The 26,338-nt window shown below is 58.9% G+C and carries 22 protein-coding genes and 1 tRNA gene; 10 read left to right on the forward strand and 13 right to left on the reverse strand.

The window, feature by feature from the left end:
• Position 1 precedes the first annotated feature (1 nt).
• The 5 genes from ABDB81_RS01615 to ABDB81_RS01635 are packed head-to-tail and all read left to right on the forward strand — an operon-like array spanning position 2 to position 9,181.
• Positions 2-2,581, forward strand: coding sequence for an FHA domain-containing protein (locus tag ABDB81_RS01615; protein WP_346809490.1), 2,580 nt, complete (start codon positions 2-4; stop codon positions 2,579-2,581).
• On the forward strand, positions 2,578-3,960 hold the full coding sequence (locus ABDB81_RS01620) for an HlyD family efflux transporter periplasmic adaptor subunit (protein ID WP_137923192.1): 1,383 nt from the start codon (positions 2,578-2,580) through the stop codon (positions 3,958-3,960). The genes ABDB81_RS01615 and ABDB81_RS01620 overlap by 4 nt, the downstream gene beginning before the upstream one ends.
• Positions 3,961-4,005: 45 nt before the next feature.
• Entirely contained in the window at positions 4,006-4,758 is a 753-nt protein-coding gene (locus ABDB81_RS01625) for a peptidylprolyl isomerase (protein ID WP_137923191.1), read from the forward strand.
• The gene (locus ABDB81_RS01630) at positions 4,739-7,831 is read left to right on the forward strand and encodes a peptidase domain-containing ABC transporter (protein WP_160472765.1); all 3,093 of its coding nucleotides are present in this window, start codon (positions 4,739-4,741) and stop codon (positions 7,829-7,831) included. The genes ABDB81_RS01625 and ABDB81_RS01630 overlap by 20 nt, the downstream gene beginning before the upstream one ends.
• A 12-nt stretch (positions 7,832-7,843) precedes the next feature.
• A complete protein-coding gene (locus ABDB81_RS01635) occupies positions 7,844-9,181 on the forward strand; it encodes a sigma 54-interacting transcriptional regulator (protein WP_346809492.1) in 1,338 nt (445 codons plus the stop codon).
• Between the two features lie 6 nt (positions 9,182-9,187).
• Here the strand turns inward: ABDB81_RS01635 and ABDB81_RS01640 are convergent, their stop codons facing one another.
• From ABDB81_RS01640 to ABDB81_RS01670, 7 genes are all read right to left on the reverse strand, one after another.
• Positions 9,188-9,730 (reverse strand): DUF6714 family protein, encoded by a 543-nt coding sequence (locus ABDB81_RS01640; RefSeq protein ID WP_346809494.1) that lies wholly within the window; start codon positions 9,728-9,730, stop codon positions 9,188-9,190.
• A 72-nt stretch (positions 9,731-9,802) separates the two neighbouring features.
• Complete coding sequence (locus tag ABDB81_RS01645) at positions 9,803-10,339, reverse strand: DUF6714 family protein (protein ID WP_346809495.1); 537 nt, start codon at positions 10,337-10,339, stop codon at positions 9,803-9,805.
• A 64-nt stretch (positions 10,340-10,403) separates the two neighbouring features.
• The gene (locus ABDB81_RS01650) at positions 10,404-10,892 is read right to left on the reverse strand and encodes a DUF6714 family protein (RefSeq protein WP_160472763.1); all 489 of its coding nucleotides are present in this window, start codon (positions 10,890-10,892) and stop codon (positions 10,404-10,406) included.
• A 123-nt stretch (positions 10,893-11,015) separates the two neighbouring features.
• The gene (locus ABDB81_RS01655; protein WP_137923187.1) at positions 11,016-11,261 is read right to left on the reverse strand and encodes a hypothetical protein; all 246 of its coding nucleotides are present in this window, start codon (positions 11,259-11,261) and stop codon (positions 11,016-11,018) included.
• A gap of 2 nt (positions 11,262-11,263) precedes the next feature.
• The gene (locus tag ABDB81_RS01660) at positions 11,264-13,798 is read right to left on the reverse strand and encodes a DUF6531 domain-containing protein (RefSeq protein ID WP_346809497.1); all 2,535 of its coding nucleotides are present in this window, start codon (positions 13,796-13,798) and stop codon (positions 11,264-11,266) included.
• Positions 13,799-13,996: 198 nt separating this feature from the next.
• Complete coding sequence (locus ABDB81_RS01665) at positions 13,997-14,773, reverse strand: protein phosphatase 2C domain-containing protein (RefSeq protein WP_346809499.1); 777 nt, start codon at positions 14,771-14,773, stop codon at positions 13,997-13,999.
• A 105-nt stretch (positions 14,774-14,878) separates the two neighbouring features.
• A complete protein-coding gene (locus tag ABDB81_RS01670; protein ID WP_160472760.1) occupies positions 14,879-15,169 on the reverse strand; it encodes a hypothetical protein in 291 nt (96 codons plus the stop codon).
• A gap of 412 nt (positions 15,170-15,581) precedes the next feature.
• Between ABDB81_RS01670 and ABDB81_RS01675 the strand changes: the two genes are divergently transcribed.
• Together ABDB81_RS01675 and ABDB81_RS01680 are read left to right on the forward strand one after the other, a co-directional pair.
• Positions 15,582-16,046 (forward strand): lecithin retinol acyltransferase family protein, encoded by a 465-nt coding sequence (locus ABDB81_RS01675; protein WP_346809501.1) that lies wholly within the window; start codon positions 15,582-15,584, stop codon positions 16,044-16,046.
• 255 nt (positions 16,047-16,301) lie between these two features.
• Positions 16,302-16,376: transfer RNA gene (locus ABDB81_RS01680), tRNA-Arg, on the forward strand.
• 353 nt (positions 16,377-16,729) lie between these two features.
• On the opposite strand, the gene ABDB81_RS01685 is transcribed toward ABDB81_RS01680, so the two are convergent.
• Together ABDB81_RS01685 and ABDB81_RS01690 are read right to left on the reverse strand one after the other, a co-directional pair.
• Positions 16,730-18,157 (reverse strand): hypothetical protein, encoded by a 1,428-nt coding sequence (locus ABDB81_RS01685; RefSeq protein WP_346809503.1) that lies wholly within the window; start codon positions 18,155-18,157, stop codon positions 16,730-16,732.
• A 7-nt stretch (positions 18,158-18,164) separates the two neighbouring features.
• A complete protein-coding gene (locus ABDB81_RS01690; protein ID WP_346809504.1) occupies positions 18,165-19,778 on the reverse strand; it encodes an MBOAT family O-acyltransferase in 1,614 nt (537 codons plus the stop codon).
• A 537-nt stretch (positions 19,779-20,315) separates the two neighbouring features.
• Here ABDB81_RS01690 and ABDB81_RS01695 point away from each other — a divergent pair.
• On the forward strand, positions 20,316-21,434 hold the full coding sequence (locus ABDB81_RS01695; RefSeq protein ID WP_346809506.1) for an acyltransferase: 1,119 nt from the start codon (positions 20,316-20,318) through the stop codon (positions 21,432-21,434).
• Positions 21,435-22,054: 620 nt separating this feature from the next.
• Here the strand turns inward: ABDB81_RS01695 and ABDB81_RS01700 are convergent.
• The 3 genes from ABDB81_RS01700 to ABDB81_RS01710 are packed head-to-tail and all read right to left on the reverse strand — an operon-like array spanning position 22,055 to position 24,593.
• Entirely contained in the window at positions 22,055-22,984 is a 930-nt protein-coding gene (locus tag ABDB81_RS01700) for a glycosyltransferase family 2 protein (protein WP_346809508.1), read from the reverse strand.
• Between the two features lie 20 nt (positions 22,985-23,004).
• Positions 23,005-23,706, reverse strand: coding sequence for an FkbM family methyltransferase (locus ABDB81_RS01705; protein WP_346809510.1), 702 nt, complete (start codon positions 23,704-23,706; stop codon positions 23,005-23,007).
• Positions 23,703-24,593, reverse strand: a complete 891-nt coding sequence (locus tag ABDB81_RS01710; RefSeq protein WP_346809512.1) for a hypothetical protein — start codon at positions 24,591-24,593, stop codon at positions 23,703-23,705. The genes ABDB81_RS01705 and ABDB81_RS01710 overlap by 4 nt, the downstream gene beginning before the upstream one ends.
• Before the next feature lie 194 nt (positions 24,594-24,787).
• On the opposite strand from ABDB81_RS01710, the gene ABDB81_RS01715 reads away from it, so the two are divergent.
• Positions 24,788-25,099 (forward strand): hypothetical protein, encoded by a 312-nt coding sequence (locus tag ABDB81_RS01715; RefSeq protein ID WP_346809514.1) that lies wholly within the window; start codon positions 24,788-24,790, stop codon positions 25,097-25,099.
• A gap of 21 nt (positions 25,100-25,120) precedes the next feature.
• Here ABDB81_RS01715 and ABDB81_RS01720 read toward each other — a convergent pair whose 3' ends face one another.
• Positions 25,121-25,450: an SMR family transporter gene (locus ABDB81_RS01720; protein WP_346809516.1), complete on the reverse strand. Its 330-nt coding sequence runs from the start codon at positions 25,448-25,450 to the stop codon at positions 25,121-25,123.
• A 360-nt stretch (positions 25,451-25,810) separates the two neighbouring features.
• Between ABDB81_RS01720 and ABDB81_RS01725 the strand changes: the two genes are divergently transcribed.
• On the forward strand, positions 25,811-26,335 hold the full coding sequence (locus tag ABDB81_RS01725) for a hypothetical protein (RefSeq protein WP_346809518.1): 525 nt from the start codon (positions 25,811-25,813) through the stop codon (positions 26,333-26,335).
• Positions 26,336-26,338: the final 3 nt, after the last annotated feature.

Consider the following 26,338-nt stretch of genomic DNA (forward strand, 5'->3'; position numbering starts at 1 on the left):
CATGACGCGCGACGAAGCACCCTTCCTCGATGTGCCGGTGATGGCGCCGAAAGCGGGTCAGGTGTTCGACGTCCTGCTGATGCCGGTATCGCGCCCCGAGCTCGGCGAGATCCGCATCGACGAGGACCTCTTCGCGATTGGTCGCGGCGAGGCGCCGTTCGCGGCGTATCCCACCGAAGCGGTCTCGGTGCTGTCGCGCCGCCATGCACGCATCTTCTCCGAGGATGGCGCGGTCTATGTGGCTGATCTCGGCAGCAAGAACGGCACGCACGTCAATGGCGATGCCGTGGCGCAGCAGCCCGCCGTGCTGCGTGATGGCGACGAGGTCAGCTTTGGTGCGGGCCTCGCCTATCGCGTGCGCCTATACCCACGGCCCGCAGAACCGGAACCGCCTCGCGTGGCGGTTACCCTGGCGCCGATGCGCGAGGATCTCGGGCTGCAGCCGGTGATCGTGACGGGCTTTCCGTTCATGGTCAGCAAGGCCGATGACACCTTTGCGCGCTATCGCGACGACTATCCGCATCAGGTGAACTACCTGTCGCGCCGCCATGCGCACCTGTTCCTGAAACAAGGCGTGCCGTGGATCGAAGATCTCGGCAGTACCAATGGCACCTTCGTCAATGGTGTGCGGTTGCGCGAGCAGTCGATCCGCCTGGAGCCCGGCGACGTGCTGGCCTTCGGCGGCAGCCATTTCGTCTACCGCGTGCAGATCGAGTACGAAGCGGACGCCGATGCCACGGCCACGAAGACGTCGCTGTTCGTCGCGCCGGTCGCATCGCCCGAGGCGCCCCAGTCGACAGGCGCGGCGGCGCTGCCGGTCGACGTCGATCCCGACAAGACCACGTTCGTGGGTGCGGCGGATTCGTTCCTCGATATTTTCTGCGTGGATTACCGCGCCGCGCAGGAAGACGAGATCAATCCCGAGTCGCCGCCCGATACCTCGGCCGATGCGGCACATCGTCCCGCCCCGCGCGGCAAGGTGACGATGATGCTCGTCGAGGCGATGCGCAGCTTCGGCATTCGGGATCGCCATCAACTGGAACGCGCCGCGCGCGTGGCGATCCTCGTTGTGGCGGTGGTAGTCATTGGCGGTGCATACATCTGGTGGCGCGGAGCACCGGATCGCTCGCTGCAGGAACTTGTCGATCAAGGCAAGTACGTGCGCGCAGCCGAAGTGGCGGACAAGGTACTGTCCCGCCACCCCGACAACGCGCAGTACCAGACGCTCGGCGCCGAAGCGTTGATGCGGGGCTATGTGCCGCAATGGTCGGCACGCCTGCAAGCCAATGATTTCGACGGCGCCGCAACGGTTGCCGGCGAGATGCGCGCGCGCAGCCAGAATAATCGCGATGGGCAGGCATTGATCGCGCAACTGGCATGGGTGAGCGACCTGGAGCGTTATATCGCGGCGCGTGGCGGTGTGGAAGGGCCGGTGAAGATGTACGCCGATGCATCGAAGATTCGGGAACTCGTGCGTTGGTGGGATGAGGACACCGCATCGCATCAGCGCCTGCTTGGCCGCATCGCTAACGATGTGCCCGCCTTCCGAGATGTCTATGCGCGCGCCTTGAGCGATCTGCGCCGGCTGCGCAATGATGATTCGGTGTATCTGGCAGCAATCGATCGACTCGATGCTGCGGTGGCGACCGAACTTGGTCGCGACCAGCCCGAGGCATTGCAGCCGATGCTGGCGGAATACAAGGACAAGTATCCGCGCCTGTCCGGTCTGGATCGCGTGGAATCGGATCTGAAGCAATACACGGGTCTGGTGCAGTCGCTGCGCGCCCGCGCGCCCGGTGCACTCGTGGCGCAGATGCAGAAGCTGAACCTGACCACACCGCCGTTCCAGGCGCAGTACCAGAAGCTCAAGTCGAAGCTGCCCGCCGACGATGTGCAGCGGCAGTACGCGCTGGCGAACAAGGCGTGGGAGCAGGGCGACAGCACGCAGACCATCACGGCGTTGAAGGCCATCGGTAGCGGGCCATGGGCGGACGATGTGGCGAAGGATGCCGCGCACAAGGAACAAGTTGCCACGCAGTTCGCCGCCGTGAAAGCGGCAAAGGGTGCGCCCGGCTACGAGGAGCAGTTGTTGGGCTTCTATGCATCGCTAGATCCCGAAGCCGATGCGTATTACGTGAAGACCATCGACGCCGATGTGCAGGCGATTCGCGATGTGGCGCTGCGGCGCGCCAACCAGTTGCTGAATCGCGCAGCCACAAGCTGGCGCCAGTATCGCAATAACGGATTGATTGCCGGCGAGCAGCGGCTGGATGCAGGTATCTCCGCAAAATTCCGCAGCCAGGCGAAGTTGCTGGCCGATGCGCAGGCCGATGCGCGGCAGGGGCTACGCATCTACGCGCAACTGAAGATCGAGGATTCCACGCAGTGGGACACGATTCGTGACGACATCCAGTCCGAGATCGATTCGCAGCGGCGCTCGCTCAATGATTTGCGCATGGTGCTCGATCCGGCGGTGCTCAAGACCAAGCTGTCATTGGTGGGCGAGGGCAGCAAGGGCGATGGCACCGAGAGCAAGGATGCCAGCAAGGAAGTCAATGTAGGGGCGGGAGGCAAGCCATGAAGGACGACAACCGCGACAGCCAGCTTCGCCCGTTGACCGAGGCACTCGAAGATCACAGTGCAGAAGGCATCGCATTGCTCAGTGCAGAACCGCGCCGGCTCACGCTGCTGACGGTGGTCGCCACCGCCGGGTTGCTGCTCTGCGCATTGATCTGGTCGTTCTTTGGGCATGCCGATGTCATCGTCACTGCGCAGGGAACGCTGGCACCGGAATCCGAGGTGCGGCGCTTCTATGCACCCGTCGATGGCGAACTGGCCGATCTCTATGTGGCCGAGGGACAGCCGGTATCGAAAGACGACGTGGTGGCGCGGCTCAACGCGCGCGGTGCCATCGAAGCGGCGGCCAACGCGTTGCAGGCGCAACTGAAACTCGAAGATGCCGAGCGCGAATGGAAGCAGTTTCCCGAGCGCAAGGCATTGCTGGAGCGTCGCGCGCTGGCGCTGAAGCAACAGATCGAACTGGGCACGCGTCAACACGAAAACCGTTTGGCCGAGGGCACGACGCGGCTCGCGGAGCAGCAGCGCGCGCAACTGGCCGAAGCGCGCAGCAATCTCGACAATGCACGACGCGCGCGCGATTTCGCGCGTCAGGAGCAGGATCGCTACGCACGGTTGTTCGCCCTGCCGGCAGGCGGTGGGGTGTCGCAGTCGCAGGTGGAAGCCAAGCGCGCCACCACGCAGCAAGCCGAGAACGATCTACGTGTGGCGCAATCGCGGTTGAGCGAACTCGACGCACGGCTGGCGCAGCAATACACGCAGGCCAGTGCACAGTTGGAAGGCAGCGGCCAGGAGCTGGCTAGCCTGCGCGTGCAATACGATGCGGCCGCTCGCGAGATCAGCACCACCGAAGACAAGCTGCGGCTGCAGGTGCAGACCGCGAGGCTGGTGGCCGAGGCCGCGGCGCGCATCAAGTTCGAGAACATCGACAAGGACAACTTCCTGCTGATCCTGGCGCCGGTGTCGGGCGTGATCACGGATGTCACGTCGACGCAGCGTGGCGACAAGATCCAGGCGAATGCGCCGCTCGGTGGTATCGCGCCCAAGGATGCGCGGCCAATGTTGCGTATCGAGATCGCCGAGCGCGACCGCGCGTTTCTGCGCGAGGGCTTGCCAGTGAAGCTCAAGTTCAGCGCGTTTCCATACCAGCGCTATGGACTGATCGCGGGCACGCTCGAATATATCTCGCCCGCCACCAAGCCATCGGGCCCGGACAAGCAGCCCGTGTACGAGGGCCGTGTGCGGCTCGCGCAGGACTTCTACAGCGTGGGCAGCAGCAAGTATCCGCTGCGCTACGGCATGACGGCCACGGCGGAAGTCGTCGTGCGCGAGAGGCGCTTGATCGATCTGGGACTGGACCCGTTCCGCCAGGTGGCCGGCTGAAGAGTATCCGAGACATAGCGACAGAAAAAGGAAGAGGAGCGAGCCATGACCGCCATCGTCCGTATCGACGAAGAAGTGATCGGCGTCGATGAATTCGTGAGAGTGCTGAAGCTGACGGGGCAGTTCGAGCCGCTGGTGGAGCAACTGGTGCGAGACAAGCTGACCGCGCACGCGGCGCGGCGCCATGGCATCCAGCTCGCGCCCGAGGATGTGCAGGAGCGCGCCGACCAGTTCCGCCGCGTACACGGCCTGCATCGTGCTACCGACATGAATCACTATCTCGACGCGCTGAACATCACGCTCGATGAATTCGAAACCTTCATCACGGACAGCCTGTATCAGGAGAAGATGCTGGATCAGGTGGGCACCGACGCCGCCGTGGAAACGTACTTCCAGTTGAATTCTCCGAAGTTCGACAGCATCGAGGTCAGCCACATCGTGGTGGATACCGAAGGCAAGGCGCGCGAGCTGGTGTCGTACCTGCAGGATGATCCCGAGAGCTTTGACGAGATGGCACGTGAACATTCGATTGCCGATACGCGCGAGCAGGGTGGCGATATCGGCAAGGTGCTGCGCGGCTCCCTCAAGGGCGATATCGAGGCCAAGGTCTTTAACGCCGAGCCGGGCGATCTGCTCGGGCCGTTCCCCGCACCGGATCGTTCGTTCTTCGAAGTCTTTCTGGTGCGCGCGAAACATCCCGCAAGGCTCGATGCCGATGTGGCCGTGGAGATCAAACGGCTATTGCGTGAGGAATGGCTAATGGCGAGGGCGCAGGAACATGTCATCGAAGCCCGCTAGCGAGCCGGTCAGCCCGGCATCGTCGGTTGCCGCGCTGCCGTTGGCCGACTTCCTCGCGACGGTGGAGATCCTGACGCCACTGACGCGTGACGAGATCGAGCGGCTGGCCGCCAGTGCGCGCACGCTGACGTTTGGCTTCGGTGACACGGTGTGCAATGCGGGCGAACCGGCCGATGGCATCTTCATCGTGCGCAGCGGCTCCGTGCGCGTGTTCAACGAGGAGCACGGCAAGGAAATCAGCATGGGTGTTCGCAAGACCGGCGAGGTGTTCGCCGACATTGCGCTGCTGCGCGAGTATCGGCACGAATCGTCGGTGCGTGCGTCGGGCAAGACTGAACTGATCATGATTCCGCGCGCGGTCTCCGAGCCCGTGGTCGGCGGCAATCCGGCGGCGCTCGCATTTATCACCAGCTATGTGGCCATCAGTTCGGCAGGTGGCTTCGTGGCGCGGTTGTTCGACCTGCGCGGCAAGCTCGACAAGACCGAGCTGGAAGATGCCGTGCGCAGCGTCGGTGTGAAACGCGTGACGGCGGGCAAGCCGATTCTTCAGCAGGATGGCCGCGACGATCGGCGGCTCTATGTGGTGCGGCAGGGCACAGTGCGCATCGAACGCGAAGAAGATGGCGACACGTTCGCACTGGCCACGCTGGGGCAGGGCGATATCTTCGGTGAGCGCGCATGCGTGATGCGGCAGGAGCAGATCGCATCGGCCATCGCCGAGACCGATGTGCGGCTGCTGGTGATCCCGGAGAAGACCGTGCAGTTGATCCTCGAACGCAACGCGCGGTTGCGCGAGGTGCTCGAAGACCGCATCCGCGTGGTGGATCGCGAACTGCATCGGCAGAAGAAACTTGCGGAACGGCGCAAGCGGCCTGTGCTGCTCGACCTGCATTCCAAGCCCGAGATGGGCGAACGGTTGATCCGCCGCTTCGCACTGGTGGAGCAGGCCGAGGAAATGGATTGCGGTGCCGCGTGCCTGGCGATGATCTGTCGCCACTACGGCATTCCGATGACGCTCGGCAAGCTGCGCGAACTGGCGAACGTGACCACCGCGGGCGCCACACTCGACAGCCTGGCGCGTGCAGGCGAATCGCTTGGCTTTACTGCGCGCGGTGTGCAATGCACGCGTGATGCACTCGAAGGATTCGAGCTGCCGTTCATCATCCACTGGGAGGGTTACCACTACGTGGTGGTCTATGGTGTGTCGAAGCGCCATGTCTGGGTGGCCGATCCGGCCATCGGCTTCCGCAAGATGAGCGCCGAGGAATTCGAGCGCGGCTGGAGCGGCACATGCCTGCTGTTCTCACCTGGTGCGCAGATGACCGAGCTGGCGGTGTCGCGCTCGCCGTGGCTGCGCTTCATCAGCTATCTGGCACCGTACAAGCGCATTCTCGCGCATCTGTTCCTCGCCACGTTTGTGATTCAGCTACTGGGCGTGGTGCCGCCGCTGATCATCCAGAACATTCTCGATGGCGTAGTAGTGCATCAGAACGTGGGGCTGCTGCACCTGCTGATACTGGGGCTGATCATCTCGAACCTGTTCACGCAGTTGATGGTGACCATACGTGCGTACCTGGCCAACTTCATGGTGCGCAACATGGATTTCGCGATGATGTCGCACTTCTTCAAGCACACGTTGTCGCTGCCGCTGTCGTTCTTCGCCAAGCGCAAGACCGGCGACATCTTCGCACGTTTCCAGGAGAACCAGACGATCCGCGCCTTCCTCACGGAATCGACGGTGACCACCGCGCTGAACCTGCTGATGGTGTTCATCTACTTCAGCATCATGTTTCTCTACAACGTGAAGCTGACGCTGCTGCTGATTGCGTTCGTGATCCCCATCGCGCTGCTGACCGTGCTGGTGACACCGAAGATCAAGAGCTATGCGCGCGAGGTGTTTGCCGCGTCAACCGATGCCAAGTCGTATCTGATGGAGACGCTCGGCGGTGCAGAGACCGTGAAGGGCATGGGCATCGAACGCCCCGTGCGGCTGCGCTGGGAACGCAAGTACGCCAAGGCGCTCGACAAGCAGTATCAGGCGCAATCGTTCCACATCCTCGTGGGGCTGGCGAGCCAGTTGCTCAATGCCGCTACGACGATCACGATCCTGTGGGTCGGGGCAACGCTGGTGTTGGAGCGTGAACTGACCATCGGGCAGTTGATCGCATTCAACGCCTTCATGGGCAGCGTACTCGCCCCGCTGATGGGATTGGTAGCGCTGTGGGGCCAATTGAACGATGCGGGCGTGGCAATGGAACGGCTGGGCGACGTGCTTGATCTCGAACCCGAACAGAAGCCGCAGGATGTGATGTCGCGCGTATCGCTGCCCGACCTGCAGGGCGAGATCCGCTTCGATGGCGTGTATTTCCGCTATGGCGGCGATGACACCGCGTACGTGCTGGAGAACATCAGCTTCCATATGCGGCCGGGCGAGATGGTGGCGATTGTCGGGCGCAGTGGGTCGGGCAAGACCACGCTCGCCAAGCTGCTCGTGGGCTTCTACAAGCCGAGTGAAGGAACGATGACGGTGGACGGCTACGACATGAACGTGATCGACACCGAGTTCTTCCGTGCGCAAGTGGGCTATGTGATGCAGAGCAACCTGCTGTTCTCGGGCACGGTGGCGGAGAACATTGCATGCGGCGATGACAGCCCCGACCGGCGACGCATCGAGGAAGTGGCGAAGATGGCCGATGCGCACGCGTTCATCTCCAAGCTGCCACTTGGCTACGAGCAGATGGTGGGCGAGCGTGGCATCGGTCTCTCCGGTGGGCAGATTCAGCGGCTATGCATCGCCCGTGCGCTGTATCACGATCCGCGCCTGCTGGTGTTCGACGAGGCCACGTCGGCGCTCGACACGCAATCGGAGAGCAACATCCTGGCGAACATGCAGGACATCCTGCGCGGCCGCACGGCGGTGATCATCGCGCACCGCCTCAGCACGATCATGCAGGCCGACAAGATCCTGGTGCTGTACGAAGGCGCCATCGTGGAGCAGGGTCGGCACGAGGAACTGATCGAGCGCCGGGGCATGTACTACCAGCTGGTGCAGAAGCAATTGAGCGCGGCGTGACGGGATGACACCATGAAGCTCTATAACCCCACCTCGTCTACATCGCCCGTCACGTCCTCCGTCACGTTCGCGGGACTGATCGAGAAGATCGAGATATTGCGCTCGACGCTGCGCTGGTCGTCGCGGCTCGAACGTCCCGAGATCGAGAAGCTGCTCAAGCAGGCCACCACGCTGCGCGACGAGGTGATGGGCCTCTCGCACAAGGAACGTTTCGTAGCGGCGGCCTCTGCCACGGGGGAAGCCGAAGTAGCCGAGGTGGAACCTGTGGAGATGTCGTCGCGCGAACGACGCCAGGCGCTGATGGAACGCAGCTTCATCTTCGAGGGCACCTTCGGCGACAACCCCAAGTTGCTGGAGGCACTGGAAATCGCAGAGAAGGCATCGCCTACCGACTTGCCCGTGTTGATCGACGGAGAAAGCGGCACCGGCAAGGAACTGATGGCGAAGGTGATTCACGCCAATGGCTCGCGCACCGACAAGCCGTTTATCTCGGTCAACTGCGGCGCCATTCCCGACAGCCTGCTCGAATCCGAGCTGTTCGGCCACAAGAAGGGCGCGTTCACGGGCGCCGCCAACGACCGTCGCGGCAAGTTCGAAAGCGCACATACGGGCACCATCTTCCTCGACGAAATCGGCGAGTTGCCGCTGACCGGGCAGGTGAAGTTGCTGCGCGTGCTGGAGGCGCACGAAATACAACGCGTGGGCTCCGACGAAGTGATCGCTGTCGATACGCGTATCGTCGCCGCCACGAACAAGGACCTGCGCAAGATGAGCGAGGAAGGCACGTTCCGCGAAGACCTGTTCTATCGACTCAGCGTAATCCACGTCACACTGCCCGCCCTGCGCGAACGCCGCGACGAAATCCCGCTACTGGTCTCCTACTTCGGCGACGAAGCGGCAGGCATGCTCAAGCGCCGCCCCATCAAACTCACACCACGCCTGCGCGACTTCCTGCTGCACTACGGCTACCCCGGCAACATCCGCGAACTGCGCAACCTGATGTACCGGCTCTCATGCCTGGCCGGAGACACTGCGGATTTCGTCCACCTGCCACAAGACATCCGCCCGAAGCCCGCCGGATTGCAAGCCGCCACCGGACCCGCGATCGCCGGGAAAGCCATCGTGACCGACATCGGCACCGCCCCATCGCTAAGCGAAGCCAAACGCGCCGCCAGCGACGAAGCCGAACGTGCGTTTCTCGAACGTGGTCTACAGGAAGTCGGCGGCACGGTAGCGGAACTGGCGCGCCGCTTCGACATGAACCGTTCGCATGTGCAGATGTTGCTGAAAAAGCACGGGATTCATTCGAAGGATTTCAGGAACAATAGTCGGCAGGTGGAGGGGAAGTAGGGAGGGTCAAACGTCAGGTGATGCACGCACCTGCATATTGCTGCGTGGTAGCCAGAAGTTTCTCAAGGCTTCCCTGATTAGCGGATACTCAAGCGGTTCACGTTTCCGAGGCTTCTCTATCTTGTGGGCAAGAAAATCGGCGATAGCCTTTGCCTGAGGCTTCGTCAGCGTCGAAAACCGGTAGATTGCGTTGTCCCACTCCGTAAGGGCACCATATCTGCGTGGATTGACAAGTTTGTCTCGTTGCTCGTCGGTCATCCCAAGCGTAAGCAGGAGAGTGAGGTCGTTGTTCTTGAAGTGATGTCCATCAAGCTCCCTCAACAGATAGGCGGGCAGGAAGTATAGAAACGACTCTGCAGAGAACAACAAGAGTGCTGGATAGCGATCCAGGTCGTTATCGGAAAGTTCATTCCATAGTTTTCCGATGAAAATTTTCTCCACCAGTGCCGGCTCGGGACCTTCCCCTCTTGCAACGACGCACCAATGGGGTGGAGGTTTGACTTTCCTGAATGCTTCGATGATTGCTGCGGCAACTTCCTGCTTGGTCATTCATTGCTCCGAAATCTGGCTTGATTGGTTGTGACGGAGACGTTCTCAATGACAATGAGAAAAACGGGTGGGTCACAGGCGCCATACAGGCAGTCCTTTGCTTCGGGGAAGCCAGTAATTTTTCATGGCTTCCGACATCAGCTGATGGCCATAGGAGTCATCCTCCCGAGATTCCTCTATCTTGTAGTCAAGGAAGGCGACAACTGCGTTGACTTGTTCTTTCGTCAGCGTTGCAAAGCGATGGATCGCGCGGTCCCAGGACGTCATGGCACCGTACCTGCATGGGTTGACGAGTTTGTCCTGCCAAACTTCGGTTAAGCCGCTCGTAAGAGTAAATGCAAGTTCGTTCTGCTGAAAGTAGTGTCCATCGAGTTCTCTCAGTAAATAGGCCGGCAAAAAATATCGAAAGGCCTCTACTGAGAAAAAACACAGCGCTGGATCGCGATCAAGCTCGTCATCGGTAAGTTCGTTCCACAGCCTGCCAGAGAAAGTTTTTTCAACGAGAGCGGGCTCGAAACCTTCGAGACTGTCGACGATATGCCACTCTGGTGGAGGTTCGACGCTGCTGAAAGCTTCAATGATCGCGACAGAAATATCCTGCTTGCTCATTCAGAAACACTCCAGATTTAGTTGAGTTGCCAATGAAGATCACTCGCCTGCAAACTAGAAATGCTCAGTTCCACAGCCCGCTCAACCCTGCATCTGCGCCATGCCATTCGCCACTCTCTGGGGGGCTGCTTTCCTTTACCCATTCAAGGAAGGCGACAATTGCCTCTGCTTGTTCAACGCTCAGGCTCGTGCGGAAGGCTTTCCATTCGGCGCGAGGCTCGTTCTTCGGGTTCGTGGGAAGCAGGGCGTCAAGTGCCATGTGCAAATAATCATCGCTTTGCATTACCGCGACCAGCAACGACGGTAGATAGTAGTTGAAGAATTCGCTGCTCGTCGCGAAACGAATGAACGATGGCGACACACAGCGATACCAGTGCTCAATCGATATCTCCGTCCACATCCGTCCATGGAATTTTTGAATGTCGTCATCGACTTCGTAGTCGGAGATGCTATCAGGTCGTCGATGTCCTTGAGGGATTGGAAAGATAGGGAAAGCAGAGCGAATGATTGATGCAACCTGAGCGGCTTGGCGATCGGGATCTAAGCGGTTCATGACAATGAGAAGAACGGGCCAGAAAGGTCGTCAGAGTTCATGAGGTGTTCCGGTGTATGGGAACTCGGGGCTCAGGTTAGAAGTAACCCGAGCCTGCAGGTCAATCGTTCGGCGTCTCGGAAGCTAGGATTTCTTCGGAGGCACAGTCCCGTCCTCAGACCACAGATAGTCCTTGAACATTTCATGATAAACAGGGTATTGCAACAGAACCTTCTCACCAATGAAGACAGCGGCTTGCTCGAATGTCATTTGGCTAAGCGTCTCATTTTTAATGGCGTTCGAAGGCGTCGAAAGCCTGTCAGGAAATCGGATAAGAAGGGCTTCCTGTTCCGGGTCGTAAGCGAATTCGATTCTTTTCAGATGGTTCATGGCTATAGCGGAGTATCAAATCCGGCCAAAGGTGTTGTAATACCTGCAGGACCTTTACGGAGACATTCTCCGTATCGCTGGGCTGCAGACGCCAAGCATATTTTGACTCCCGCGATCATGTAGCGAGCTTTCACGACACCTTGGCAGTTGCCGACATCGATATCGTACCGCCTGTCGCAGTCGCCTCCGTCACCGCCATCATCACAGACATTTAGCTTGGAGGCTCCATAGAATGTCCCTCCTATATGCCGGATCGTAGCGAGGACTGCGTCCCCGGCCCTGTTCGCGACTGAATCGATGTAGGACAGCAACGGGTCGTGCTTTGCGGCGTTGCCCTGCTCTAGTACGTCGGCAGGCGCTGGCCTGGGAGCCATACCGGGTCCCGATTGCCCACCCCCACGGTTAACCGGGTTTCTAACAAGAGGGGAACCAGCCTGCGCATTAGCGTCCGCAAACAACGACTCCAACCATGTCTTGAAGATATTCCAGATCGACCTAAGCCAACCAGCTTTTTGCTTCGACTGAGGTGCATTGGAGGGCGCGGCAGCGGCGCGGCCAAACGGATTGTCAGATATAGCGGAAAAGACCTCCGGCGTCACATCTGCAGGCAACCAATACGCTGCCACACGGTGTGCATCGTCGTACTCCAGCTCAAATCGAAACGTACCGGGCCCTGATACTGTCGTTAGGAATCCGACTTGGTTGTAAGCGTAGACGACCACATCGGTACCTCGTTGGTACCGTGTCATGTTGCCCCGGCTGTTGTACTGGATTTCAATCTGCCTGCCGGCCGTATCAATCGCAGTAAGGAGTCTTCCAGCGCCGTCGTAGCTGAGAGCCCTGCCGGTCTGCCCTCGGGGGTTCGTTAAGGTTGCCAGATTTCCTGCTGCGTCATATGTGTACGTCCATCGCGCAGTCTCCGCGTTGTCAACTGTATCCAGTGCTGTCACAGCAAGTCCGCTAGCGTCATACTCCCGGCGCATACCAGTGCGCTGGCCGATTTGGGCTGCACTGAACCCGGCAGCGCCGCTCTGATCGTTCGTCGCATTGGTGGAATAGCTGAGAGTTTGGCCCGAGGAATCGTAGGTGAAGAAGTCCATCCGCCCTGGTGAAGCAATCTTCAGCGGCAGATTCCATGTCGGATGCCACTCGGTGGTTGTGGTCTTAGCCGCCGCAGTCCCATACCCCTCGATGCGTTGTGTCTCACGACCCTGTGCGTCGTGGCTGTATCGGGTCTCATTGCCGTCGAAGCCAACTGTGCCGGAGATGTTGCCTGCGGCATCGTATGCAATGGATTTTGCGCCGCCTTCCTCGGGCACTGGACCTTCGATGGAAGAGGGTAGCAAGCGATTGCCGACGCGTGTCTGCTTGTAGAGCGTAGCGGGTGTGCCACGAGGATATGTGCGCGCGGTGGTGAGTTCATTGCTGTAGACCAGCGTGCGGTTGTTTACCCCTCCGGCCAGTTCTGTGCTGGTTACGCGGCCGTCTCCATCGTAGGTATAGGTCGAGAACCGGACGCCGGCTTCGTCGGTGATCCCTGTCAGGTATTTCGCATTCGTTGTCGAATAGCGCGACATTTCATAGTGATACGTCCGTCGTGTTCCGTCCGGGTGTGTCACGAACTCCAGCATGCCCCACTGGTTGTAGGCGTACTGGGTGGTCTGCTCCGTGGGATCGGTGATTGAGGTAATACGTCCTGCACCGTCGTACTGGAAGCGATAGCGCCGTCCGAAATGACTGACCACCTCTATCAGCTTTCCGCCCGGGTCGTAGCGCAGGTTGGTTGTCTGTCCATTTCGAGCGCTGATCGACAGTAGGCGGCCACGAGCGTCATAGATCTCGATGGAATCATCGTCGGCATGAAAGTATCGCCAGCCGATGGCACCGTTTGTCTGGGGCTCAGGTGTGATGGTGTCGCGCCCGGAGGTTGAAGCCCAGCCCGTCGCAGATTTTCGGAATGTTCTGGCCGAGCCGTCAGGGCGCAGCGCAGCAATCGTTTCGCTAGATGGAGTCGGAACCTGTATCTGCCTGTTCCATTGGTGTACCCAGTTGGGGCCGAAGGAATCTGAGGCGGCGAAGCGCACGTTTGAATGGTAGGAACGCTGAAGTGGCGCGACATGTTCCGTTCCGGGGATATCGATTTCTGTCTGGGCCTTTGCGCCAGTGCCAACCGAGACTGGATTGCCGATCTTGCAGCTGTCATCCTCGATGTCCCTGACAGGAGTGGTGACAGACCAGAAGAATGGTCCGCCACATCGCTCATTTTCCCGCGCGGCGCTGCGGGGCTCAGAGCCATCGGGTGCGCAACGTGGCGTGGAGTGAACGAACGCCCCATAAACACCGTCCCAGCAATCCCGATCGGCTTTGTGGTACTCCCATTTCCGGCTCGTATAGAAGTGACCATTCAGGTTGTCGCAAGCTTCCTCGGGGGTCTTAAAGTAGCCCGGGACTCCGGGGGTATAGAAGTACTCGACAGGCGCATAAGCAAAGGACACGCACGGCAACACCATGACGGCGCAGGCGAACAGACGGGCCATGCGCCGAAGCACACCAGCAAGTGGATGCATAGGGCAGAAGATCGCAGCAAGATTCGGAAACGATGCTGCGCTTGTCCTGCGAACGGACGGCAACACCACCGTCCGCTATTTCTGCTGAATCCGATACTGCTCGCAAGGAAAGACTGGCGTCGAGCCGCTGCAATTCGCAATGGCTTGCGTTCCATCAAACGCAGCCCCTCAAACCTCCGGATTCAACAACGTCATATCCGAGCCACCGCCCATATCCTCGGCGCGGATGACGACGATCGATACGTTGTCGCGTCCGCCATGGGCTAACGCGCTCTTGAGTAACGCATCGGCAGTGGTGACGGGTTCCTGGCCGAGGTCGAGTAGTTCGGCGATCTGCGCGTCTTCGACTTCGTTGCTCAGGCCATCGCTGCAGAGCAGGAACACATCGCCATCCCCGATTTCCAGCGTCAGCAACTCCAGGTCGAGCTTAGGGGCGGCGCCCACGGCGCGTGTGATGGTGTTGTGCGCGGGATGATGGCGGGCTTCCTCGGCCGTGATCAGCCCGCGTGCCTTGAGGCGTTCCACCTGGCTGTGGTCGCGCGTGAGTTGCTTGAGGTGGCCGTCGCGGAACAGGTAGAGGCGGCTGTCGCCCGCCCAGAGGCAACTGCAGCGGCGCTCGCAGGCCATCAGCATGACCACGGTGCTGCCGATCACGCGCACCTTCATGCGCTGCGCTTCGTCGATCAGCAACTGGTTCACGGTCTGAATGGCGATGCGCGCGTGCTCCACGGCGGCGTCGAGGTTCTCGGCCGCAGGCAGCGCCGTGAGCGCCTGGACGATCGCGCGGCTGGCGAATTCGCCGACGGCGTGGCCGCCCATGCCATCGGCTACTGCCCAGATGCCGCGCTCGGGGGCGTCGAGGCAGGCGTCCTCGTTGCGTTCACGCACCAGTCCGACGTCGGTGGACGCGGCGGAGATCCAGCGGAATTGCGATACGCAGGTCACGGTGTGCTCCGGCGCGGACCCATGAGTCGCCGCGCGAATGGCGCCCCCCGGGGCGGCCGTCAGGTGTTGGGGGTACCGCGAAGGTCCTGCTGTTTCATGCAGGACTCAGACCAATCGTCCCTTGTTCCGGGCGTCCATCGCAGCGTCGACTGTGATGGTCGAATTCGGCGCGTTGTTCTGGACGTTGACGTTCTGGAACTGATTGTTCATCTGATCAGCATAGAAGCTGTAATTGATCTCGTAAAAGTTCACGACGGGCAACGTGCTCGGACGCGCCGCGACGTAGGGCTGAATCCAGCCGAATACCCACGGCGCACCGCCGCCCCGGACAGCCGACATGGCGCGGAAATCGAGTGTGCGATGGGCAGCAAGATCGCGGATGGTGAGCGTGGCCATGATGGTCTCCTGAGGGGTTCTGGCGCGGGTATCCACTTAGCGCAAGCGCTGTGCCATGCGGTGCGGTGATGTTCTCGTTGCTTAATCTGGGCTTTGGAGATCAGGCGGCGCATAAACGGTTGGTCAGCGACCAACACCGTGCCAGTCGAAGGTGGATGGCAACCACCACCCCGTTGCAAAGGCGTATTCCATTGCGAGCTGCTGCGGTTTTCACCGCGGCTGGCGCAGGGAAACCAACACAATCGCCCATCATCTGTCGGCGCAATGCCGACGCTCCGCATGGGTCAAATCCGGGCAATCTCCCGCAAAGCGTTGTCCTGCCGTGATTTCCCTCACTGGCACGCTTGATGCGGTTGGTGTGGCAACAACGCAGCGCTGGCTGCCAGCCACAGACACCGAACCGAGAACCGCCATGAACACCCAAGACCAACAACAAGCCGAAAGCCAGGACCTCTATCTGGTGGGCGCCCATCTCGTGACGGAACGTAATGGCTACGTTCACCATGGCATCTACATCGGCAGCGGCCGGGTCATCCACTACGCCGGCTTCTGCCACACCCTGCACGCTGCCCCCGTCGAGGAAACCTCGATCGAGCAGTTCGCCGACGGCCACACGGTGGCGGTCAAGCTCGAACCCTGCGCCCGGTTCGTCGGCACCGAAGCCGTGTCCCGCGCCCGCAGCCGCCTCGGTGAAGACCACTACCACCTGCTGACCAACAACTGTGAGCACTTCTGCACGTGGTGCCTGCTCGGACAAGCCCGCAGCGAACAGGTGGAAACCTGCCTGCGTCACCCGCGCACCGCCGCCATCACCGTGCTGCACATGGTCCGCGCCCTGCTGACCGGCCGTCATGGCGGTGGCATGCAGGCCGCCTGAATCCATCCACATCGAAGAACGAAACCAGGGAGACCATCATGCCAGGACTGATCGATTGGGAAAGCTGCAACGCTCGCCGCGGCCGCGCCTGCCACCGCCTCAGCGCACCGGGCACCCGCAACGCCGCCAGCACCCGTCACGCAGCCGGTGCCGGCACCTCCCGCCGTGGCGGCAGGGTGGTCGAGTTTGCTATACTGCGCCCCGTCTCACCACAAGCCCGCCACCGCGCGGCCACCGTGGCATGCAGACGGTCCGCTCGCCGTAGTTCAATGGATAGAACGAGCGCCTCCTAAGCGCTAGATACAGGTTCGATTCCTGTCGGCGGGACCATAATCAAGTCGGGCCATTTCACCCGGTCCAGCTTGTCGCTCTCCCAGCAGCCCAATGTGGGCAGAGTTTTCTGATCCAGCGTCCTATTTCTCGACGGCCACTTCAATGAACATCGAGATACGGAAAGGGAGAAATTCGATCCCCCAATTTGCTAGAAGAAGCAAGAAGCTAACAGGATCAGGCGTCTGTTTAGGGGGGGCGAATCAGGGAGTTCGCAGGCTCGCAACAAAGTTGATGTTCCGTTGTCTGAGTCTGGTTCTGGCGACCTGCCGAGAGCTATATACCTGCGTTAGCGCGATGCAGAAAAAACACTACGCTTGGTGTGGTGGCGTCAACGCGCGCACGCACCGAGTTCAGTAGGCGACGGCTCGTTGAACCTCCGGTGATAGTGATAACCCCCTGAATAATGCGCTGATCCCCGTCTCGCTTGTTGATGTGGCGCTAGTCCAAATTGTGATTGTGCTTCGTCCACTATCGAGCGGGATCGCAATTGTGACGTTTTTGAACTCATCCGCGTTCCCTAGGTGGCCGGTATAAACCATTCGGCTATTCACGAAGACGGACAACGGCTGCCCATTTAAAATGGGAGCGGCGTCGATATTTAGAAGTCTCTCTCCCGCTTGCTCAGCGTCCACTTGCAAGCGCAGTTGGGGGGACCCCCAGGCTACCGCGGCCAGTTCGCGGTCGGGGTACGGACCCTCGAACGTCCTCAATCCTGCGATGGGCATCCAGCCGTTGAAGTGTCGTAGCACTTCGTCGACAGGGCTGCTGACCGATGCCGTTTGAAATCGGACATTCGTGCGTGCGGGGGGCAATTCACCATCGAGCCAGTTCAGCAGTAATTCGGTGTACTTGCGCTTTCCCACGTGATTGGTGTGATAGTTGGTATCAAAAAAAAGATCACGCTCGAACATCGCATCGTATGGGTCGCCAATATATGGTATGTCTATATCACGATAAATTTTCCGAAGGCGATCGAGACCATTTCGATAATCTGGACTTTGATAAGTGGCGAATCTCATGGTGGCCGGCGGAACCGCTATGAGCTTGATGCCCCTTGATTTGCACCATTCGGAGAACTCCGCCAATAACGACCAGTTATGCTGTTTGCGGGAAATGGCAGGAATCCGTTGCTCGACCAGCGCACCGGTTCGTCCCTTTCTCATGGTTTCGTTAAGAAAAACCAGATTGTTCGCATGAGTGTCGCCAAACGGCGAATAGGCAAAATCCGTGTAGACGCTGAAAGGATATATGCTGGCGTGAGGTAGCCACGACTCTTTCTTCGCGGTCAGCAGCCGCTTCAATGATACGTGACTTAGTATTTCGATTTTTTCGAATGGCTTTCGGGAGCGGAAGTACTCAGGATCCCGGGCGATAAGATAATCAAGGTAGGCGGTACTCAGACGTTCGTCGCTTGCGTAGTAAAGATATTCGAGTGCCAGTATTACGGTATCTCCACGGTGGAGGACCGGTTTTGCAGAATCAAGCATGTATTCCAGTGGAAGAATCGCATGCGTACCGAGGTTGACCGCCGGTACCCCTAGCTTTCCAGACATTAATTCAGCGTCAACGTTAAAGTTGCCGCTGGATCCTGCAATAATCGCGATCTTGTTTCCGCTTGTATTTGTCGCAGCGCTAAGCTTTTGAGTAACGAGCGCGCTGGTCCAATAACTGCTCGCGGTCGGTGAACCCAGTTGGTTGTAAAATAAGGCACACCATGCGGCGATCGCAATGAGACACCCACAAAGCATGGCTGCCAGGTAGTGACGGGCTTTGCTCATGATTCGATCAGAAATTGAAATACATAAACTCGGAAGGAGTGCCCGAGAACAGTCGCGCCAGCGTGAACACAGTGACGATGCCGATGGAAAACCCCACTCGTGGTGTCAGCGCAAAATGCCATCTCACTTTGATATGACTGACGTCGAGTCCGAGTGCAGGGTTGTACTTCCTGAAGATCTCGGTGGTGTTAGGGAAAAACCAGACGACGAGCAGGAGCGCAGTAATATTCGCAAGGGTGCCAACAGTGCCAAAATCAATTTTCTGTGCGGACAGCGTGAAAATAATGCCCCTCTGGAGCCAACTCAGCTCAGCGAGTTTGCTCACTTCCAGTGAGACTTCCTTGAGTGCGGCACTGATCGCGGCAAAATCCGTGGCTACCTGAAGGAACGAGAAGCCATTTTTTCCAAGCATTGCGGCAGCGATACTTGTCGCGGAGTGCAACGTGTCTGCCCTGAAGAAGACCCAGGCAAACACTGTGGCCAGAAAGGTGATGCCGACTGCTGACACCGTAACCAACGGCCGGACCAGTCGTGGCGGTTTGGTGCCGAACAGGTTGTTGCAGAGTGTGCGCCATGCATGATTGCAGACGAGATAGGTCCCGTGAAGCGCTCCCCATACTATGAAATTCAGGCTGGCTCCGTGCCAGGCGCCGCCCAATAGCATGGTCAACCAAAGGTTGATGTAACGGCGAAGAGGGCCTTTCCGATTTCCACCGAGTGCGATGTACAAATAGTCTCGAAGGAAGTTGGACAGGGTAATGTGCCAACGACGCCAGAAATCAATAATATTGTGCGCCTTGTATGGCGAGTTAAAATTGATCGGCAGCTTTACACCGAACAGCAACGACAGGCCAATTGCCATATCGGAGTAGCCGGAGAAATCAAAATAAAGCTGCAGCGTGTAGGATAAAGTGCTTATCCAGGATTGGAAAAAATCCGGATTTTCCATGCCGCTGGTGCCGGAGGTTCCATAAACGTTGGCAACACTTGCGCTCAGACTGTCGGATAGAATGATCTTCTTGAACAATCCGAAGATGAAGATCGCCAGTCCAACCGAGAATAGGTCAATGTTGAATTGCTGCCTTTCCCTTCTGAGAAATTGCGGCAAAAGTTCCTTGTGATGGACAATCGGTCCGGCGATCAGATGCGTAAAGAAAGTGACGAAGAGGCAATAATGGAGAAAATTGTATTCATTTGCCACGCCACGATACGAATCGACCAAAAAGGCGATTTGTGTGAAGGTAAAAAATGAGATGGCGAGCGGGAGGACGATGTGCTGGAGATTGAAGTCAGTGTTCAGGGAAGAATTCAAAGTACTCGCAAAAAAATCGTAATACTTGTAATAACCCAGTGCCGCGAGGTTTGCGATGACGCCAAATACGAGTCCACTTCTGCGAAACTTTCCAGGGTGGCTGATTAGTCGTCCTATTGTATAGTTGAAGGCGATTGATGCGGTAATTAGCCAGAGATGCGCGGGGTTCCACCAGCCATAAAAAACCAGCGAACACCCTGTCAGCCATGCAAGGGATAGCTCAGTGCGCGAGAAATACAATAAAGTATAATACCCTGCTAAAGTAATCGGCAGAAAAGCGAAAATAAATATCGCAGAATTGAAAAGCATCTTGTCTTGTTGTATTGATAGGAGTGCTGTCTTTCCGGCGCTCTTGTGGCCGTGATCGGTACATGCGGGGTCGCCGCATGTTTGTGGCGAAGTGGATAGGCGCCTCGCCAGCGGTGTTTTCCGGGCCGGAATTTACCACATTGGCGTCGTATCGCACTGAATTCCACACGGCCGCCGGCAGCGTGGTTTAGCTGCCGGGCACTGACCCGGGCCGTTGCCTTCGAGGCTCTTAAGCCAGCCGTAGCAGCTCAATAGCGCGCTAGACGGGCGCCATGCTGGGCGAAGGATGCGCCTTGTCCGTTGGCCATGATGCGCGGCGGAACGGATCCACGGTCCCAGTGCTTAGACGATCACTCCGGAGAAGGCGGAACGTCAGCAGGCCAGGCTTACAACCCATGAGGCTTGCCGGTCGTCCGCAGATTCCAACGCCGAATCACAGGCCCGCCCCGGTATCGCCTGATGCAAAAGAAGCAGGGTTGGGCGGTGTGACCCTGTTTGCGGGTAATATTCCGGCCGTCAACAACTCCGGGGTGTCTTTTGGCCACCAGATACAACGAAGAATTACAAGCCATTCGCGCTCTGGCCATTGGCATGGTTCTGATCGCGCATTCCGCTGGCCTGTTTATTTGGAATCAGGAAGGATGGGCGCAGATCGGCAAAGGTTTTCTGGTCGGCGTTGACCTTTTTCTTTGCCTCTCCGGTTATGTCATCACGAAAAGCGTTGCAACGACGCTTCTGAGAGCCGAGGGGATCGATTTCTGGCGGGCGACAGCGGCCTTCTGGGTAAGGCGGCTCTATCGCATCACCCCTTCTGCATGGCTATGGCTGGCCATACCCATGGCCGCATTCACGCTTCAACGAGGCTACTCGAGTGCGGACTTGGCCGACATCATTGCGTCAGTGATGCACATTCAGAATGTCCGCGTCTGGTTCTGCTTTTGGGCCAAGGAAGGCACATGTGGGTCGTTCGGGCTGTACTGGAGTCTTTCACTGGAAGAACAGTTCTATTTGCTGCTTCCGTTTGTTTTCCTGTTCTTCAGGCGCCGTCTCGCCCCGATTCTGGTCGTCCTGGTTGTGATTCAAGTGTTCTACCCGAAGCCCATCGGGCATTTCCTGGGAGCAGTGCGTACAGAGGCGTTGCTGATCGGTGTCCTTCTTGCGATTTGGTCGGACCGCGCAAGCTACGAGGTATTCAACCCGTCCCTGACCGCATCGAGATTGCGATTCATTCTGCCACCGCTGCTGTTGCTGTGTCTCATTGGCGTAGTACGGTACGCTTTCGTCCCGTTCTATTTTGGATTGGCTGCGGTGGTGGCGGGCGCGATCGTCTGGCTCGCCTCATACGACAGAGGCTATTTCATCCCTGCCGGCATTGTGCGGAGCGCGATGGTCTGGGTCGGTGAGCGCTCGTTCGCGATTTACCTGATACATCTGTTCGCATTCTGGCTGACAGCGCGCATCATGGAGCGTATCTATCCAGGCGTGTCTTTTAATGGAACCTTCACGCTTCGGTTCCTGTTGTTGGGAATGTCCCTCACATTCTTCCTTGCCGAGCTTAGTTACCGATTCGTCGAAGTTCCGTTCCGGAAAAAGGGCGCGATCCGTGCGACTCGGATACTGTCTAGGCAGTCAACGGTGAATCCCGCCGCTGCCTGACCGAGGGAAGCTTCCGCCGCGCATGAGCCACCCTGCCAGGGTGGTTCAACTTCGGCCGAAATCGCTTTGCACCGAAGGTGCGATCTTCAACTGAAGTTGGACCAGAACGTTTTGGGGCACGGCTGGGGCGGATTGGCGGTTTGCAGGGAGTCGCAACGATATCTGGCTGCATCGATCCGATCAGCAATGTACCCGTACCCGAGCAGGGCAATCAGCGCGAACGGGAATACGATGCCTGAGCGATCGTAGACTGACTTCAGATAGTTGAGGAGGTGCATGGGCTTGCGGCAAGTTGAGTGGGTAACTTGAAGCACCATCGTCGTGCTCCGCCTGCTGGCTGGGGGATGCAAAGTCCTCATAGGACGATTCAGGCTGTCCTGTCGACTTTCTCCTCCCATGGCGGAGCATGTCATGTGCGGCATGAATGCCGCATCGCCCAAATGGGGCGCAGACTATTCTGCATTGTCTGCCAGTGGCGTGCTCCGCGAAACGCGGCAGCCCATACTACCGTAGCCAGTTCCGCCAAGCGCTCAGACAACCTGTTCCCAATCAACAAGACCGCTTCGCACTGTCACGCAAGAGCGTGCAGGATGCGCATGCGGTCCTGAAACGGCAGCCACTCAGCTCTCGATCTTGTAGATATTCCGGATCACCGATACGGGGCGGTGCTTGGTCTGCAGGAAAATCTTGGCGACATAAATGCCGATGATCCCCAGGAACAGAATGACCAGGCCCCCGATCAGCCAGATGGACACGGCCAGGGTCGTCCAGCCGTCCACAGGAATGCCGAGGACGATTTTCTGGAAGACCAGCAGCAAGGCGTAGGCAAAGGATATTGCCGAGATAAGGAGACCGGAATAGAACACGATCTTCAGGGGCTTTTCGCTGAACGACGTCACGGCCGATGCGAATGCCGAGATCTTACGCTTTAGCGTATAGGTCGTGGTGCCCTTGTGCAGCTTCCGCATGGCAAGTGGCACCTGTCGATACCCAACCGCCGCCATGATGCCACCCAGGAACATGGTTTCTTCCTTGAACTGGATCAGCGACGAAACATAACGGCTGGACATCATGCGGGCAATCGTCCAGTTTTCAGGCACACGGGTGTCCGAGAGGTAATTGAACAGCTTGTAGAACAGTCCGCCGCTCACGCGTTCGAACCATTTTCCCTTCCGGGTTTCCTGGACGCCATACACGACGTCGCAGTCGCCCGCGTTGAAGCGTTCATAGAACTCGCCCAGCGTTTCCGGTGGCTCTTCCAGATCGCAATCGATCAGGAACACCCGTTGGCCACGGGCGTAGGTCAAGCCCTCCATGATGGCCTTGTGGTGCCCGAAGTTGCGCGAGAGATCGATGACCACGACACGGTTATCCGATCGTTGCAGGTCCAGGGCAAGATCGAGAGAGTCGTCGGGGGAGCCATCGTTGACCAGGACGATTTCGTAGCTGACCGCCAGCTTCTCCAGTTCCGCGACGATCCGCTGGTAAAAGCTGACGATATAAGGCGACGATTTGTACAGCGTGGTGACGATGGAGAGTTCGGGATTCAAATCTTTTCCTCCGGCCGTACTTAACGCTGCTTATGCCAGAGGCATTCGCCCCAGGCTGGAAATCGCCCAGTCTGATCGTAAAGCTCGTGGTAGATCGCCAGTTGTTTGGTGAAGCCGGCCGAAGCAAAGACGCGATCGATGTCCTCTTCCAGGGCACAACCCTCGTAGTTGCGGATCAGGTTGACTTCGCAGATCACGGCGTCCACCTGTTGCAGGAAGTCGCTGGCCCCGGATAGCGCCATCATTTCCGCGCCCTGGATGTCGAGCACCAGCAATCCGACGCGTGGTGCCAGGTCAAGCTTCCTGACCAGTTCGTCGATGGTGATCATCGGCACGCGATGGCGCACTTCGGAATCGAAAACCGGAACGATTTCTCCGAGCTTCTCGAGGTTGAGAAGGCCGGATGACTCCATCCCACCCTTCTTCGTCTTGTGCACGACGAATTCCGTTTCGCCTACGGTGTCTCCAACAGCCGTGGCAACGATGTGGATGTTTCCGGCTCCCGCGAATTTGGCTTCAAGGCCAGGGAGAACTTCCGGATTGGCCTCTACCAGGTAGATCGGCGCATAGCCGTGATCCTGGTAAGCCGGGACTTCCTCTCCCATGTGGGCGCCTACATGCAGGACCGCCCTTTTATCGCCCAGCATGCGCTGTTCATCGATCTCTTTCAAAAAGGTCCTGATGCAAAGATCGTGGTCGTCGATGAGGGTCAGCGTTTTCATTGCTTCGTGGTCCTTACAGGCTTGATCGACGGGTCTTTGACGTGGTCGGAATGAATAATGATGGGCATGATGATCCAGCGGCCCTTGGTGCTGTCCCATTGCAGGGGTTCGTCCGGATCGATCGGCGCGACTCCGTGCTTGACGCCCGGGGACGCGAGCACGAGATCCCCCTTCCTGGTCAGCGGGTCAACGCGGATGATGCCGAACTCGGGATCATTGATATAGAGGCCGCCCTCGTGATAATCGACGCCGGGGTCGGCGGCCTGGATGATGGTTTGCACCTTGGCGAATTCGGAAACGGGATCGATATGCTCTTCCTGTCCACCGCCGCCCGGCGGGTATTGATGACAGACGATCCGTGCGATCGGACCTTCCGACGGCAGATTGTTCATGAAATCCCCGGCATTGCCGCCAGCTGCCTTGGCTTTCAGCTCGAAGATTTCCGCAAGGCGCGAGAAGCCATCGAGCTGCCGGAAATGCTCGTTCCACGGGTGAAAATAATAGCCGTGCTGAGTCGATTTAACGTAAGCCTGGGGGTATTGATGGTGAATACGGTGGTAATCCGGGCAGCCATCCAGACATGGATGCCAGCTGGCTTCCTGCGCCTTCGAAAACTTCAGGCAGAAGGCCTTGAATGCATCGACGAGCTCCGGAGCCATGAAATTTCGGACGATGAACACTTCATTTTCAATGCGTCCAATCAAGCGATCCGGTTCAGCTACGAATTGCTTCCATTCCTCAATATTCACCAAGCTGATTTTCATTGTGAATAACCATCCAATAATGCCGTCGGCGCCGTCCCCCGGCACGATCAAGAGGGCGACGAACGCAAAAGTGTCAAGTGTACGGCATTTGTGGTGGTTGGAATCCTGCATGAGACTGCCCATGACACCCGTATCGTACGAGTCTCACTCGGTCTTCCAGCGTGAATCCCCGGCGCCGGTCGGTGTGTCCTCGTTCAGATGTCGCCGGTCGCTCTCAACAAACCGCTATGATGTAGCCCGCACGCCGCAGCGGCGGTGCTGCCTGATTCATATCATTCCAATCCATGCCCTTTTCCCGGACTTCACGGGTGCCCCGGATGCTTTTCCGATGGCTGCCCGCGCTTGCGTTGTTGGCTGCCGCCCCGGTCATGGCGTTGCAGGCCGCGTCCGATCCGGCGTTGGCGGACACGTCGGGCTGTTCGGCGCTGATCGATATCGTGCAGGAAAGCCTGCGTGGCGAGATCGAGGTGGCGTGTCCGAAGGAAGGCGGGGAAGTTTGCGAAGCGAAGAACGGGCAGGTTCGCGCCTTGCTCGACATCATCGAGCAGCGGCGGCGCCAGAAGGTGGACGAGTGCGACACGCTCGCACATGTCAACCGGTTGTTGCGGACGCTGCCGCCGAAGGGCTGAGCGCCGCGCCCCTCAACGCCCTCAGTGGCTCATTTTCGAGAACAGCTGGATCACGGCCACGCCGGCGATGATCAGGCCGATGCCCAGCCAGGCGGCAAGGTCAGGAATCTGACGGTAGAGGATCGACGCGATCAGGGTGACCAACACGATGCCGGCGCCGGACCAGATGGCGTAGGCCACCCCAACCGGCACGGTCTTCATGACCTGCATCAGCAGCCAGAACGCTGCGACATACCCCGACACGACCAGCACGCTAGGCCAGAACCGCGTGAAATTCTCGGCGGCCTTGAGGCTGCTGGTGGCGATGACTTCGGCAACGATGGCGAGGGTGAGGAGTACGTATCCGTTCATGGAATGCGGGGCGAGAGGGCGAAACGAAGGGAGGCACCGTAAAAAGCGACGCACGGGCCGCTTGAAAGAGGACATTATCCGATGCCTTGTTGCGTGGGGCCTGCAAACGCCGCGTCGGAACCGCGCTAACCCAAGCGGGGTAAAGGTTTCCGGCGGATGGATTACCCCTCTTTGCGGTGGTTGCGGTAGTCGCGCAAGCGGGCTTGAATGGTGGGACACACATTAAAACAAGGGCCGCTCGTAATAGTTGGTCGAGACGGCGACAATGCGTCGCGGTGATTTACAGGCCGTGGCCTGACCATGCCGGCATCAAAAAATCGCCGGTGGCGGGTTGTGGTGCAGACGGGTTAGGGGAGCATCATGAACAACGAACCGGACGCGGCCACGCAGTGGCCCGTCACGCGGCTAGCTGGCGTCGAGGGAACGCCGGATGCCCGCGAGGAGCCCCGAGACGGCGTTTGGCAGAACACGATTGCCGCCGCCGATCACGCGCTCGAAGAGGCGTCGCGCATCCAGCGCGGCGTCCAGCAGAACCTCAAGCTGATACAGGAAGTGCGCAGCGTGCGCGAGGAGTTGCGGCGCGCCCATGCCGAGATCGACCGCTACCGGGGAATGCATGCCCGCGTGGTGGTCAGCATGCGCCAGCTCGAAGAGGACCACAGCATGGAGATGGCCCAACTCCACGCCGAGAACGAGATGCTGCTCGTCCGCCATCGGGTCTACAAGCTGCTGGCTGAGCACTACGCCGTGTATGCGCTGCGCTTCGATCCACAAGTGTTTGCCGAACAGCGCGACCGCGTGCTGGAACATGTGCTGTTCCAGCGTCGGCGCGGCGTGCCTGTGTCGCAGATCCCGGCGTCCGAGATCGCCTTCCTGCTGCTGTAGGTT

This window comes from Cupriavidus sp. DL-D2, assembly GCF_039710735.1.
Lineage (GTDB): Bacteria > Pseudomonadota > Gammaproteobacteria > Burkholderiales > Burkholderiaceae > Cupriavidus.